This is a genomic window from Microbacterium sp. NPDC056003 (assembly GCF_042274785.1).
Classification (GTDB): Bacteria; Actinomycetota; Actinomycetes; order Actinomycetales; family Microbacteriaceae; genus Microbacterium.
In genome coordinates this window covers 1,625,023-1,637,592 of sequence record NZ_JBHJXQ010000001.1, presented here as the reverse complement: position 1 = coordinate 1,637,592, position 12,570 = coordinate 1,625,023, and the positions used below count along the sequence as shown (strand labels likewise).

Annotated in this window: 11 protein-coding genes; 6 read left to right on the top strand and 5 right to left on the bottom strand. The window is 72.0% G+C overall.

Annotation, left to right across the window (positions count from 1 at the left end; genetic code table 11):
- Positions 1-107: 107 nt before the first annotated feature.
- Positions 108-1,226 carry a glycerate kinase gene (locus ACFC1W_RS07595; protein ID WP_375990551.1) on the bottom strand — a complete coding sequence of 373 codons (1,119 nt, stop codon included), beginning with the start codon at positions 1,224-1,226 and terminating at the stop codon, positions 108-110.
- A 47-nt stretch (positions 1,227-1,273) separates the two neighbouring features.
- A complete protein-coding gene (locus ACFC1W_RS07590; RefSeq protein ID WP_375991458.1) occupies positions 1,274-2,251 on the bottom strand; it encodes a LacI family DNA-binding transcriptional regulator in 978 nt (325 codons plus the stop codon).
- Positions 2,252-2,348: 97 nt separating this feature from the next.
- Here ACFC1W_RS07590 and galT point away from each other — a divergent pair, with 97 nt between their 5' ends.
- From galT to ACFC1W_RS07570, 4 genes are all read left to right on the top strand, one after another.
- The gene (gene galT / locus ACFC1W_RS07585; RefSeq protein WP_375991456.1) at positions 2,349-3,524 is read left to right on the top strand and encodes a galactose-1-phosphate uridylyltransferase; all 1,176 of its coding nucleotides are present in this window, start codon (positions 2,349-2,351) and stop codon (positions 3,522-3,524) included.
- A complete protein-coding gene (gene galK, locus ACFC1W_RS07580) occupies positions 3,521-4,720 on the top strand; it encodes a galactokinase (protein ID WP_375990548.1) in 1,200 nt (399 codons plus the stop codon). Before galT ends, galK begins: the two co-directional genes overlap by 4 nt.
- A 114-nt stretch (positions 4,721-4,834) precedes the next feature.
- Positions 4,835-5,671 carry an alpha/beta fold hydrolase gene (locus tag ACFC1W_RS07575; protein WP_375990546.1) on the top strand — a complete coding sequence of 279 codons (837 nt, stop codon included), beginning with the start codon at positions 4,835-4,837 and terminating at the stop codon, positions 5,669-5,671.
- The gene (locus ACFC1W_RS07570; RefSeq protein ID WP_375990543.1) at positions 5,652-6,194 is read left to right on the top strand and encodes a DUF1990 family protein; all 543 of its coding nucleotides are present in this window, start codon (positions 5,652-5,654) and stop codon (positions 6,192-6,194) included. Before ACFC1W_RS07575 ends, ACFC1W_RS07570 begins: the two co-directional genes overlap by 20 nt.
- 43 nt (positions 6,195-6,237) lie before the next feature.
- Here ACFC1W_RS07570 and ACFC1W_RS07565 read toward each other — a convergent pair whose 3' ends face one another.
- The 3 genes from ACFC1W_RS07565 to ACFC1W_RS07555 all read right to left on the bottom strand — a co-directional run bounded on the left by ACFC1W_RS07565 (position 6,238) and on the right by ACFC1W_RS07555 (position 10,246).
- Positions 6,238-6,405 carry a hypothetical protein gene (locus tag ACFC1W_RS07565; protein WP_375990541.1) on the bottom strand — a complete coding sequence of 56 codons (168 nt, stop codon included), beginning with the start codon at positions 6,403-6,405 and terminating at the stop codon, positions 6,238-6,240.
- A 121-nt stretch (positions 6,406-6,526) separates the two neighbouring features.
- A complete protein-coding gene (locus ACFC1W_RS07560) occupies positions 6,527-8,851 on the bottom strand; it encodes a glycoside hydrolase family 3 C-terminal domain-containing protein (RefSeq protein WP_375990539.1) in 2,325 nt (774 codons plus the stop codon).
- 72 nt (positions 8,852-8,923) lie between these two features.
- Complete coding sequence (locus ACFC1W_RS07555) at positions 8,924-10,246, bottom strand: MFS transporter (RefSeq protein WP_375990537.1); 1,323 nt, start codon at positions 10,244-10,246, stop codon at positions 8,924-8,926.
- A gap of 103 nt (positions 10,247-10,349) precedes the next feature.
- Between ACFC1W_RS07555 and ACFC1W_RS07550 the strand changes: the two genes are divergently transcribed.
- Together ACFC1W_RS07550 and ACFC1W_RS07545 are read left to right on the top strand one after the other, a co-directional pair.
- Positions 10,350-11,021, top strand: coding sequence for a TetR/AcrR family transcriptional regulator (locus ACFC1W_RS07550; RefSeq protein WP_375990535.1), 672 nt, complete (start codon positions 10,350-10,352; stop codon positions 11,019-11,021).
- Positions 11,005-12,516, top strand: a complete 1,512-nt coding sequence (locus ACFC1W_RS07545) for a carboxylesterase/lipase family protein (protein WP_375990533.1) — start codon at positions 11,005-11,007, stop codon at positions 12,514-12,516. The genes ACFC1W_RS07550 and ACFC1W_RS07545 overlap by 17 nt, the downstream gene beginning before the upstream one ends.
- Positions 12,517-12,570: the final 54 nt, after the last annotated feature.

The following is a 12,570-nucleotide window of genomic DNA, read 5'->3' as shown; positions in this document are numbered from 1 at the left end:
GGGCGTCAGCCCAGCGCCGCGGCGCCCTCGGCGTCAGCGGCGCCCTCGGCGTCAGCGGCGACCTTGGGCGTCAGCGGCGCCCTCGGCGTCAGCGGCGACCTCGGGCGTCAGCCCAGCGCCGCGGCGAGCACCACGCCCGCTTCGGTCAGCCAGTGCCCGGGCGAGGCCATGGCGGCTTCCGCCGACCCGGCGAGGTCGGTGAGCGACACCGTCGCCGCGAACGCCGAGACATCGGCGTCGCCCGCGATACGCCCGGCGACCAAGGCGACGGCGACCTCGGCCGCGTGCGCGATCGTCGCGACGTGCGCCGGGGCCTTGCCGGCGGCGGATTGACCGTCGAACGAGCCTTCGCCGGTAAGGACGACGGATGCCTCGCCCACCGCGGCCGTCAGTCCGATGAGCTCCGCGACCGCTGCCGCGCCGGGCACGAGCGTCGCTCCCCACGCGAGCAGACCGAAGCCGGCGCCGCCTGCGGCGCCCGCGCCGGGCGTCGCCGGATCGGCAGGGAGCAGCTCGGCGAAGCGGGCGAGCTCGGCGTCGAGTTCCTGCACCTCGTCGGGTGACGCCCCCTTCTGCGGTGCGAACACCGCTGCCGCGCCCCAGGCACCGACGAGCGGATTGTCGACGTCGCTCAGCACGGTGACGCCGCCCGGCGGCAGCGGCCGCAGACCCGACAGGTCGGCCGAGACCAGGTCGGCCAGACCGCGCCCGCCGTCGGCGACCGGCCTGCCCGCGGCATCCGTGAATCTCGCACCGAGCGCGGAGAGCAGGCCCATTCCGCCATCCGTCGATGCGCTTGACCCGATGCCGAGCACCAATCGCGAGACGCCGTGGTCCAGCGCGGCGGCGACAGCCTCGCCGAAGCCGAGCGTGCCCGCGTCGAGCGGGCGCAGCCGCGCAGGCGTGCCGAGCAGTTCGATGCCGCTCGTCGAGGCCAGTTCGACCACACCGGTGCCGTTCGGCGCGTCGGATGTCGCGGGAAGGAGGAGCCACGTCGCCTCGACCGGCGTGCCCTCGGGGCCCGTCACTGTGGCCGCCTGCCGCTGCGCGCCGTCCACCGCCGTCGCGAAGGCGTCGATCGTGCCCTCGCCGCCGTCCGCCATGGGCAGCAGCAGCACCCGGTCGTGCGGCCGCACGCGCGCCCATCCCTCGCCGAGGCGGGCGGCCGCTTCGGCGGCTCCGACCGTGCCCTTGAACGAGTCCGGGGCGATCACGACGGTGTGCATGCGGCCATTGTCCTCTTCCCGGGTCTGCTTCGCCGGGCCGCCGCTGGTCAGCGCGCCCGCGCGGTGCTCTCGCGCACCCGGAGCGTCGTCGGCACGATGTGGGATCCGGTGGCGCCGTCCTCGATGCCGGCGATGAGCGCGGCGACAGCGAGCTCCCCCAGCCGGTCGAAGTGCTGGCGCACCGTCGTGAGCGGCGGACGGTAGTCCGCGGCGTCGGCGATGTCGTCGAAGCCCACGATGCTCACCTCGCCCGGCACCTCGCGTCCGGCATCGGCGAAAGCGCGGATCGCCCCGAGTGCGAGCTGATCGTTCGCCGCGAACACCGCGGTCGCCTCGTCCTCGAGCAGGCGGGCGGCGGCGGCATGACCGGATGCCGCGGTCCAGTCCCCGCGGACCACGGGCGGCACGGGGGCCCCGGCGTCGGCGAGCGCCTCGCGCCAGCCGCGTTCGCGCTCAGCCGCCGCGAACGACGTCGCGGGGCCGCCGAGGTGATGCACCGTGCGATGGCCGAGCTCGAGCAGATGCGTCGTGGCGGCGCGGGCGCCCCCGGCGTGGTCGGACTGCACGATGCCGAAGCGCCGCGCCCCCTCCGCCTCGGGCGGCGCGTCGACCACCACGAGGCTCAATCCCGGAGGCGCGGGTGTCTCGCGCGCGGCCGCGGTGGCCTCGTTCAGCACCACCACCCCGTCGACGCCCTGCTCGCTCAGGCGCTCGAAGGCGGCCGGCACATCGGGGTGGGCGCCGAGCGTCACCACGGTGAGCGCGTAGCCGCGCGTGGCCGCAGCATCCGCCACCGCCTGCAGCATGCGCGAGTTGCCCACCGTCGCCAGCGTCGAGACCAGCAGCCCGATCGTCTGCGTGCGGCCGGTGCGGAGGGCGCGTGCCGCCCGGTGCGGGCGGTAGCCGAGCTGCGCCATCGCGGCCTCGACGCGGGCGCGGGTGCCGGGATCGACGCGGGGGCTGTCGTTCACGACCCGCGAGACCGTCTGGCCCGACACACCCGCGAGCGCCGCGACATCCGCCATCGAAACGCGTCGTTGCACGGGGTCTCCTCGATCGGGTGTCGAACGGTCGAGCATGTTGACGTTAGCACGGGGTCGTTGCTACCGTGTTGACGTGAACATGCCCGCAGAATCACCGCTCATCGAGACTCTCGGCGCCGGCGTCGTCAAACGCTCCACCCGTCTCGACGACGGCCGCGAGCTGATCTACTACGACGACCCGGGCACGACGCTCGGTCCCGAGCGCGCCGCGGATGCGCGCGACCTCCCGGCGCGGCCCGTGACGGCGACGATGCGTCGCGACGTGCTCACCGGTGATTGGGTCTCGATCGCCGCAGCGCGCCAGAACCGCGCCTTCCTGCCGCCGGCCGAGCTGGACCCGCTGTCGCCCCAGACGGCCGCGAACCCGTCCGAGATCCCGTCGCTCTACGACGTCGCCGTCTTCGAGAACAAGTCGCCGTCGTTCGGGCCCGCCCTTCGGGTGGCGCACGGCGGGGCGCCGGCCGGTTCCGACGCCCCGATCGACCTCGCCGATCTCGACGCCCCGGGGCTGGGGCGCACGCGCACATCGGTCGGACGCTGCGAGGTCGTCTGCTTCAGCCCCGAGCACTCCGGCTCGTTCGGCACGCAGAGCGTCACGCGGGCCCGCACGGTGATCGAGGCGTGGGCCGACCGCACGGCCGCGCTGTCGGCCCTCCCGGGGATCGAGCAGGTCTTCCCGTTCGAGAACCGCGGCGAGGCGATCGGCGTCACGCTGCCCCATCCCCACGGCCAGATCTACGCGTACCCCTACATCACGCCGCGCACCACCAGCCTGCTCGCATCGATCGATCGCGAGGGCGCCGACCTGTTCGCGCGCATCCTCGAGTTCGAGCGCGCCTCCGAGCGGGTCATCGTGCAGGGCGAGCACTGGACCGCTTTCGTCCCGTTCGCCGCGCGCTGGCCGCTCGAGGTGCACCTGCTGCCGCACCGGCACGTCGCCGACTTCGCCGAGACGACCGACGCCGAGCGCGACGAGCTCGCGCCGCTCTATCTGCGCCTGCTGCGCGGCGTCGACGCGCTCTACGACACCCCCACGCCCTACATCGCGGCGTGGCATCAGGCGCCGGTGCAGCGCGGGCGCGACACCGTGCGGCTGCACCTCCAGCTGACCTCGCCGCGCCGCGCCGCCGACAAGCTCAAGTTCCTCGCCGGGTCGGAGGCCGCCATGGGCGCCTGGATCGGCGACGTGCCGCCCGAGTCCGCCGCTGAGCGCCTCCGCGCCGCGGTCGATGCGATCCCCGAGGAGACCCTGTGACCTCCCCCACCGCTTCCGTCGCCGCTGCACACACGGCCCGCACGGCCCGACGTCTCTTCGCCGAGCGCTTCGGCGGCGAGCCCGTCGGCACGTGGTCGGCACCGGGACGCGCCAACCTCATCGGCGAGCACACCGACTACAACGACGGGTTCGTGCTGCCGTTCGCGATCCAGCACCGCACCCACGTGGCACTGGGTGTGCGCGACGACGGGATGATCCGTGTCGCGTCGACGTTCGACGATGCTGCCGTCGAGGTGCCGCTGGCCGAGCTCGATGCACTGTTCCCCGCCCGCCGCGACGAGATCGCGGAGTGGGCGCGCTACCCCCTCGGCGTCGCATGGGCGCTCATCGCGTCCGGGGCGACGGCCGCTCGCGGCGTCGACCTCGCCTTCGCGTCGAGCGTGCCGGTCGGCGCCGGCCTCTCGTCGTCTGCGGCCATCGAGGGCGCCACCGCCTCGGCGCTCGCCGACACGTGGGGACTCGACGTCGACCGCGTCACGCTCGCCCGGGCCGGGCGCCGGGCCGAGAACGAGGCCGTCGGTGCGCCGACGGGGATCATGGACCAGATGGCGTCGATGCTCGGCCGCGCCGACGCGGCGATCTTCCTCGACTGCCGCTCGCTCGACGCCGAGGTGGTCGACCTCGGTTTCGGCGACGCAGGGCTGGAGCTGGTCGTCGTCGACACCGGCGTCTCGCACTCGCACGCCACCGGCGGCTACGGCGAGCGTCGCGCGGCCTGCGAACGGGGGGCGACGATCATGGGCGTCCCCGCGCTGCGCGACGTGTCGGTCGACGACCTCGCGCGCGCGGAAGGACTCATGGACGACGTGACCTTCCGGCGCGTGCGCCACGTCGTGACCGAGAACCAGCGCGTGCTCGACACCGTGCGCACGTTGCGCGAGCAGGGTCCGCGCGCGATCGGCGAGCTGCTCGTCGCCTCGCACGCCTCGATGCGCGACGACTTCGAGATCTCCGTGCCCGAGCTCGACACCGCCGTCGACGCAGCGCTCGCGGCGGGTGCCGTCGGCGCCCGCATGACCGGCGGCGGCTTCGGCGGTGCGGCGATCGCGCTCGTCGCACACGACAGGGTCGAAAAAGTCACGGCTGCGGTGACCGCCGCGTTCGCGGCATCCGGCTTCACGGCTCCGACGATCTTCACGGTGACGCCGTCCGACGGCGCCGGACGCGACGCCTGACACTCACCGTTCAGCACGCGACCACCGTCAACCCCTGGCGATTCGGGATGCCGCCCCCTAGCGTCGGACGTGGGCCGCGGCATCCGCTCGCCGTCGGCCCGGAAGGAGCGACACGTGGCGTACATCACCGTCGGAACCGAGAACTCGGTCGACATCGAGCTCTACTACACCGACCAGGGCGAGGGTCAGCCGGTCGTGCTGATCCACGGCTTCCCGCTGAACGGGGAATCGTGGGGCAAGCAGCAGGCCGCGCTCCTCGACGCCGGCTACCGCGTGATCGCGTACGACAGGCGCGGCTTCGGGGCGTCGTCGAAGGCGGGGTCGGGCTACGACTACGACACGTTCGCGGCCGACCTGCACGCCCTGATGGAGGACCTGGATCTGAAGGATGCCGTCCTCGTCGGCTTCTCGATGGGCACCGGCGAGATCGCGCGCTACCTCGCGCGGTACGGCAGCTCGCGGGTGGCGAAGGCTGCCTTCCTCGGGTCGCTCGAGCCGTACCTGCTGATCACCGACGACAATCCCGACGGCGCCGGCCCCCAGGACTTCTTCGACGGCATCGCCGCCTCGGTGCGCGAAGACCGTTACGCATTCGTCGCCGGGTTCTTCAAGGACTTCTACAACCTCGACGACACCCTCGGCTCGCGCATCTCGCAGGAGGCGGTCGACGCCAGCATCCAGGTGGCGAACCTCGCGAGCAACGCCGGCATGGCGGCGGCCCCGCTGACCTGGCCGACCGACTTCCGCGCCGACATCGGCTCGGTCGACGTGCCGACGCTCATTCTGCACGGCACGGCCGACAACATCCTGCCCATCGATGCGACCGCGCGACGGTTCCGCACGATGCTGCCCGACGCGACCTACGTCGAGATCGAGGGCGCACCGCACGGTCTGCTGTGGACGCACGGCGCCGAGGTGAACGAGGCGCTGCTTGCCTTCCTCTCGCGCTGAGCGACCTGCACCCGAGGCGGCCGACTCCTCGGCGCTCACGGCACCGGCCGACGAGCGCTGGGGGTCCGGCCCTCCGGGCTATCGCCGATGGGAGACGTCGACGGTGCTCGGACACGGCGATGACGCCTGGGCCTGGGTGGGCGAGGAGCTGCTGCGCTGGGGCGTCAAGACCCGGAGCGGTTTCACCGTCACGCCTCGCGCGCCGGCGGAGGCGGGCCAGCGACCCGTCATCATGGCGCACGCGTTCGGGCTGTCGGTGCGCGAGCCGGTCGAGGTGATCGCCGTGGTTCGGCAGCCGGATCGCATCGGCTTCGCTTACCGCACCCTGCCGGGTCACCCCGTGTCGGGCGAGGAGGCCTTCATCGCCCACCGGGAGGGCGACTCCGTGCTGCTGACGATCCGCTCCCTCACGCGCCCCGGCGACCGCGCGATGTGGCGGGCGGCCTTCCCGGCGCTGCTCGTGGCGCAACAGGTTGCGCGGCGCCGCTACGTCCGCGCGCTGCGCATGCGCGCCGCCCGCTGAGGCTCCCCCTCATCGGGCACCGAGGACGAGGGGATGCCGCGGCTCAGGCCTGCTCGTCCTCTTCCGGCTCGAAGGTGGACGCCGTGCCGGTGTGACCCGCGGCGACGCCGTCGGGGTCGTCGGGGATCGTGCCGTCCTGGCCGAGGCCGTCGGGCTTCGGCGTCCCCTCCGGGTCGTTGCTGCGTGCGTCATCGGGCGCATTGCGGTTCATGGCTCGTCCTCTCTTCCCCCACGCTCGAACGTACGCAGGCCCGCGAGCCGACGGAGCGGGGTTGACACGGCGAGGGGCGGATGCCTCGACCGGCGTCGGCCGAGGCATCCGCTCGCTCTTGTCAGTCCTGCGGCTGCTGCGGGGCGTTGGCCATCGCGATGAGCCCGTCGATCATCTCGGGGCTGACGGCTCCGTTCGAGTCGCCGGCCGCGAACATGCCGGCCCGGCCGATCGGGAACGACTCCATCATCTTGGAGGCGTCGACACCCTCGGGCATGATGGCCTCCACACCCTCCATGCCCGACATCATCTGCGCGATCGCCGCCTGCACCATCTGACCGACGACGGGGTGGGCCATGACCTCGCCGATCGACGAATTGCGCGTGAGCGGCAGCACGATCGGGTCGCCCTCGACGGTCACTTCAGCGGTGGAGCGGATGTCGCGACTCGACGCCGCGACATCCAGGACGTAGTCGCCACCCTCGACGACCCACGCGTCCAGGCGCGTGTCCCAGTAAGCGAGGTCCTTGCGGCGCACGGTCAGCGTGACCTCCGCGATCTCGCCCGCCTCGAGCGCGACCGACGTGAACGCCTTGAGTTCGCGCACCGGGCGCTGCACGGCGCCTCCGGGGAGCGACGTGTAGACCTGCACGACCTCGCGTCCGGCACGGTCGCCGGTGTTCGCGACCGTGAGCGTCACGTCGATGTCGCCCAGCGCGTTGACCGACGCCGTCGCCTCGCCGTACGAGAACGTCGTGTACGAGAGGCCGTGGCCGAACGGGAAGGCGACATCCATGCGGCGCGCGTCGTACCAGCGGTAGCCGACGAACAGCCCCTCGCCGTAGCGGACGTGCGAGAACTCGCCGGGAAAGTCGAGGAAGGCGGGGGTGTCCTCGAGACGGTGCGGGATCGTCTCGGTGAGCTTCGCCGACGGGTTCACGTCGCCGAAGAGCACGTCGGCGACCGCGCCGCCGCCGGCCTGCCCGAGCAGCCAGCCCTCGAGGATCGCCGGCACCCGGTCGGCGAACGGCAGCGCCACGACACCGCCGTTCGAGAGCACCACCACGACGTTCGGGTTCGCCTCGACCACGGCCTCGACCAGGGCGAGCTGCTCCGCGGGCAGGTCGATGTCGATGCGGTCGTAGCCCTCCGACTCGAGACGGGCGGGGAGGCCGAGGAAGAGGACGACGACATCGGCAGCGGATGCGGCGGCCACCGCCTCGCCCCGCAGCTCCGAGGTCTCGTCGTCGGTGACGTCCGGCGCGACGCTGAAGCCCCGCGCGTAGCTCACGTCGCCGTCGGCGAGGGCGCGGATCTCGTCGAGCGCGGTGTCGAGCTTCGTCGGGTTGATCATCGACGACCCGGCGCCCTGGTAGCGCGGCTTCTCGGCGAACTCGCCGATCAGCGCGATGCGCGCGTCCGTCGCGAGCGGGAGGATCGGCGCGCCGGCGTCTGCGACCGCGTCGTTCTTGAGCAGCACGATCGAACGGCCCGCCGCCTCGCGGGCGAGAGCGTGGTGGGCGTCGATGTCGAGCGGACCCTCGACCGCGCCGGCTCCGGCCTGCGCCTTGCGCACGAGGTCGAGCACGCGCGCCGCGGCGGTGTCGAGTACGGCCTCGTCGAGCGAGCCGTCCTCGACCGCCGCGACGATCTGCGCGTCGGTGACACCGTTGGACGACGGCATCTCGAGATCCATGCCCGCGGCGAGCCCGGTCACGCGCTCGTTCACGGCGCCCCAGTCCGAGACGACGAGCCCCTCGAAGCCCCACTCGTCGCGGAGCACCCCGGTCAGCAGCCAGGGGTCCTCCGACGCGTACACGCCGTTGATGCGGTTGTACGAGCACATGACCGTCCACGGCTGGGCGTCCTCGACCACGCGCTGGAAGCCGCGCAGGTAGATCTCGCGCAGCGGGCGCGCATCCACGTCGGACGACGACCGCATCCGATCGTCCTCCTGATTGTTCGCCGCGAAGTGCTTGAGCGACGTGCCCACGCCCTTCGACTGGATGCCGTTCACGATCGCGGCGCCGAGCACGCCCGATACGATCGGGTCCTCCGACAGGTACTCGAAGTTGCGGCCGCACAGCGGCGAGCGCTTGATGTTGATGCCCGGTCCGAGCAGCACCGCGACGCTCTCGATCGACGTCTCGGTGCCGAGGGCCTCTCCCACGCGGTGCACGAGGTCGACGTCCCACGACGAGCCGAGCCCGACCGCGGGCGGGAAGCACGTCGCCGGCACGCTGTCGCCGAGGCCCAGGTGGTCGCCGCCCTCACGTTGCTTGCGCAGTCCGTGCGGGCCGTCGGTGACCATGATCGCCGGCACGCCGGCGCGCTCGATCGGTTTGGTGTACCAGAAGCTCGCGCCGCTGGTGAGCGACGCCTTCTCTTCGAGGGTGAGATCGGTGACGGATGCCGCGGCCTCGGCGGCGGTCGTGGTGTCGGTCATGGGGCCATCCTTCCGTGGATGAGGGTCGGGGTGTCAGGGGGTGTCTGGTCCGTCTGGTTCAGCGGGTCGGGCTCAGCGGGTCGCCTTGATCGGCCAGACGGCGAAGGCCCCCAGGATGCTCAGCACGATGCCGACCGGGAACAGGCCGACGTAGCCGAACGAGAGAACGATCGCTCCGGCGACCGCCGGGGCGAGCGTCTGCGGCAGCGTGGCCGCGATGTTGACGACGCCGAGATCCTTGGCGAACGATCTCGCCGACGGCAGCACCTCGCTCATCAGCGCCGTGTCGACGGCCTGGAACATGCCGAAGCCGAAGCCGGCGATGAACGTCATGAGCATCCAGCCCTCGAGCGTGGGCATGAGGATCGGGATGAGCATCGCCAGACCGACGAACACCGACGAGCCGAAGACGAACGGCTTGCGGCGTCCCACCCGGTCGGAGAGCGGTCCCGAGACCACGGTCGAGATCACGATGCCGACGAGGCTGAGCAGCCCGAGGATCGGTATGACCGTTTCCGGATTCTCGACACCGATGTAGTCGGTGAGGATGAACAGCTGATAGCCGGTGACTGCGAAATACCCGGTGTAGAGCAGGAGGCGCCCGGTGAACGCCCAGAAGAAGTCGGGGTGCTGGATCGGGTTCACCCAGAAGGTGCGGAGGAAGTCGCCGAGGCGGAAGGGCTCGGGCTGGAGCTTCGTGCTCGAGTAGTCGGGGTTGAACACGACGAACAGCGTGAGCACGACCAGAGAGATGACGGCGAACGTCACGTAGCCGACGGCGATGCTGTTGAAGAACATCGACCCGACGATCTGACCGCCGAGCGCGCCGACCATCAGCCCAATGCCCGACAGGGCGGCGAAGAGACCACGGCGCTTGAGCGGCACACGGTCGGGAAGGATCGCGCTGAGCGGCCCCTGCGCGAAGTTGTAGGCGATCTGCACCAGCGTCCACGCGATCGCGATGCCGACGAGGCTGTTCGCGAACGCCAGCCCGACGAGCGAGAGACCACCGGCGAGCGAGGCGATCACGATCCAGGGGGCGCGGCGCCCGAAGCGGGAGCGTGTGCGGTCCGAGACCTGTCCCGCGATCGGCTGAGCGATCATCGCCGCGAACGCGCCGATCGTCGCGATGATCGCCAGGTTGGCGACCTTGTTCTCCTCACCTAGGGCGACGGTCACCTGCTGCGGGAGCAGGATGCCGGGCACCGCACCCCAGATGAGGAAGATACCGAGGTTCGCCGGGATGATCCAGCCGAGCAGTCGGCGAAGGCCCTTGATCGGCGCTGGCGGATCGTCGTTGCCCGCAGCGGTGGCGACGAAGGTGTTCTCGGTCATGGGCGAGGTCGGCGGCAGGGCCGGCTCGGGGGCGAGTGCGGAGTCAGACGGCGATGTCATGGACGATCCAATCGGGATGGAGCACGCTCGTCCTCGAGCGCTGGCAAAACCATATGCCACTTGGTTTTGAGAAATCAAGCCTCGTTCGGGTTTACTTGTCCCCATGGCAGAAGGCCGCAAGGAACGCAGGGGTTCGTACGCGAAGGGTGTCGCCAAGCGCGAGGAGATCCTCGAGCGCGCACTCGACGTGATCGCGCGCGAGGGCTACCGCGGCGCCTCGATCAAGGAGCTCGCCGAAGAGGTGGGCCTGAGCCAGGCCGGCCTGCTGCACTACTTCGACAGCAAGGAGGAGCTCTTCACGGCGATCCTCCGCAAGCGCGACGAGATCGACTCGGCCAACTTCGGCCTCGCTGACGATGACGGCCCGGTCGAGGGCGTCGACCTCCGTGAGGGCTACCTCGGCGTGATCCGCCACAACGCCGACGTGCCCGGGCTCGTGCAGCTGTTCGCGCGCCTGTCGGTCGACGCGAGCGATCCCGACCACGCAGCCCACGACTTCTTCGTGGCGCGAGGCAAGACGCTCCGAACCGCATTCGCCGCCGCGATCGCCGCGCAGCAGGCGGCTGGAGAACTCAGCGATCGCGTCGATCCCGACACCCTCGCGCGGATCTTCCAGGCCGTCGCCGACGGCCTCCAGGTGCAGTGGATGCTCGAACCCGACGTCGACATGGCCGGCACGATCGACGCCCTGTTCACCGCCCTCGACACCCGCACAGCCGCGGGGTCGGATGCCGGCACCGACACGGAAGCGGGGCGTCATGGCGCAGCATCCTGAGCACCCCGTCGTCTCGATCACGCCGGGCGACGTCCGCGGGTTCTGGCGTGGCGAGCCCGGTGCCCCCGGCGCATCGGCGGCGTTCCTCGGCATCCCGTTCGCGCAGCCGCCCGTCGGCGGACTGCGCTTCGCGGCACCCGTCCCGCCGGAGCCCTGGCAGGGAGTGCGTGACGCGCTCGAGTACGGCGCCACCGCGCAGCGCATCGACCCCGGCGACACCCTGATCCCCGAGCCGGCGATCCCGGGCGACTCGACACTCAACGTGAACGTCTTCACGCCAGCGCCGGGTGGCGACGCGCGTCTGCCCGTGATGGTCTACATCCACGGCGGCGGATACGTCGCGGGATCACCCGCGAGCCCCTGGTACGACGGCCGGTCGTTCAACCGCGACGGCGTCGTCACCGTCACACTCTCGTACCGGCTCGGCTTCGACGGCTTCGGGCATATCCCGGGCGCCCCCTCCAACCGCGGGGTCCGCGACTGGCTCGCGGCGCTCGAGTGGGTGCGCGACAACATCGCGGCCTTCGGCGGCGACCCGGCGCGCGTGACGATCGCCGGACAGTCGGCGGGCGGCGGAGCCGTGCTGACACTGCTCGGGATGCCGGCCGCCCAGCACCTGTTCCACTCGGCGTGGGCGATGTCGGCCGCGCTCGCCGACGTCGCACCCGAACGGGCGCGCACCCTGTCGGCCAAGCTCGCGCACCTCGCAGGCGTCAAGCCGAACCGCGACGGCTTCGCGTCGGTGCCCGCGACGACACTGCACGACCTGCAGCACGACGCCGCGACGCCGGATTCGCGCGATCCTCTCGCGGCCGTGCATGTGATCCTCGACGACGGGCTCTCGTGGGGTCCGATGATCGACGGCGATCTGCTGACGCAGCCGACCGTCGCCTCGCTCGCGGCGGGCATCGGCGCCGACAAGCCGCTGGTGCTCGGCACGACCGACGACGAGTTCACGATGGTGACCGACTCCGCGCGCGGCAAGCTGCGGCTCGTGCCCGCCTCGTTCGCCCTCGGCAGGCTGAAACTGCCGCGCGGGGCACGGCGCGCCTACCTCGCGGCCAACGTCGCGCAGCGACGCAAGGGAACGGCGGCCGTCCTCGGCCGCTACGTCACCGACGTCGTCTTCCGTTCCGATGTCGTGCGCGTCGCCGAGGCGCGCGGCGACGCGCGGACGTGGGTGTACCGCTTCACGTGGGTCTCCCCCACGCGGGGGTGGGCGCTGCACTGCCTCGACGTGCCGTTCTGGTTCGACTGCCTCGACGCCGAGGGCGTGACGGCGCTCGCAGGCGACACCCCGCCCCGTCGCCTCGCCGAGGCCGTGCATGGCGCCGCTGTCGGCCTCATCCGCGGCGGCGACCCGGGGTGGCCGACGTGGGCCGAGCAGCCGGGAGCGACCCGGATGTTCGGGGGCGAGGCATCCCGCCCCGACGTCGACCCCGACGGCTACCGCAGCGTGCGCTCGCTCGTCGCCGGCCCGACCGCCTGGGCCTGACCCCGGCGGGTGCCGACGCGCGGCCCCCGTCGTCGACCCGTCGAACCGTCGGGA

Coding starts and splice junctions, on each gene's coding strand:
- ACFC1W_RS07595 (WP_375990551.1), bottom strand. CDS start 1,226: ATGCACACCGTCGTGATCGCCCCGGACTCGTTCAAGGGCACGGTCGGA.
- ACFC1W_RS07590 (WP_375991458.1), bottom strand. CDS start 2,251: ATGGCGGATGTCGCGGCGCTCGCGGGTGTGTCGGGCCAGACGGTCTCG.
- galT (WP_375991456.1), top strand. CDS start 2,349: ATGCCCGCAGAATCACCGCTCATCGAGACTCTCGGCGCCGGCGTCGTC.
- ACFC1W_RS07565 (WP_375990541.1), bottom strand. CDS start 6,405: ATGAACCGCAATGCGCCCGATGACGCACGCAGCAACGACCCGGAGGGG.
- ACFC1W_RS07560 (WP_375990539.1), bottom strand. CDS start 8,851: ATGACCGACACCACGACCGCCGCCGAGGCCGCGGCATCCGTCACCGAT.
- ACFC1W_RS07555 (WP_375990537.1), bottom strand. CDS start 10,246: ATGACATCGCCGTCTGACTCCGCACTCGCCCCCGAGCCGGCCCTGCCG.
- ACFC1W_RS07550 (WP_375990535.1), top strand. CDS start 10,350: ATGGCAGAAGGCCGCAAGGAACGCAGGGGTTCGTACGCGAAGGGTGTC.
- ACFC1W_RS07545 (WP_375990533.1), top strand. CDS start 11,005: ATGGCGCAGCATCCTGAGCACCCCGTCGTCTCGATCACGCCGGGCGAC.